Consider the following 498-nt stretch of genomic DNA (forward strand, 5'->3'; position numbering starts at 1 on the left):
TTCGATGCTTGGGCCCGGCGTCCAGTCGTGAGCCCGTATTTCCATCCTATCGGGGAACAGCCACCAGCTTCCATTATCGGTTGGGCCTGATTCAGGGTGACTCGCTCCCGCGATTACCCCATGTGGACGGCTCCTCCACCGGCACGAGAGTGCCAAGGAGTGGGTGCCGTTTTGAGGCTCCACGATTCGGAGGAGCAGCCTATGCAGTCAATTTCGACGATTGGTCTTGATATTGCGAAGTCGGTCTTCCAAGTGCATGGCGTTGATGCAGCCGGCGAGGTGATCGTACGCCGTCAGTTGAGGCGCCGCCACGTCTTGGCGTGTTTCCAGAAGTTGCCGCCATGCCTGGTGGGAATCGAGGCTTGCGCATCATCGCACTATTGGTCGCGCGAGCTGCAGGCGTTGGGGCACACGGTTCGATTGATGCCTCCGGCCTATGTGAAGCCCTACGTCAAGCGGCAGAAGAACGACGCGATGGACGCTGAGGCGATCTGTGAA

1 protein-coding gene is annotated in these 498 nt (G+C 59.4%); it reads left to right on the forward strand.

The genetic code is table 11. The annotated features are described in order from the left end of the window. Window positions 1-201: 201 nt before the first annotated feature. On the forward strand, window positions 202-498 hold a 297-nt coding region (locus XH84_RS00005; protein WP_164937313.1), incomplete at its 3' end, for an IS110 family transposase.

The organism is Bradyrhizobium nanningense (genome assembly GCF_004114535.1).
Lineage (GTDB): Bacteria > Pseudomonadota > Alphaproteobacteria > Rhizobiales > Xanthobacteraceae > Bradyrhizobium > Bradyrhizobium nanningense.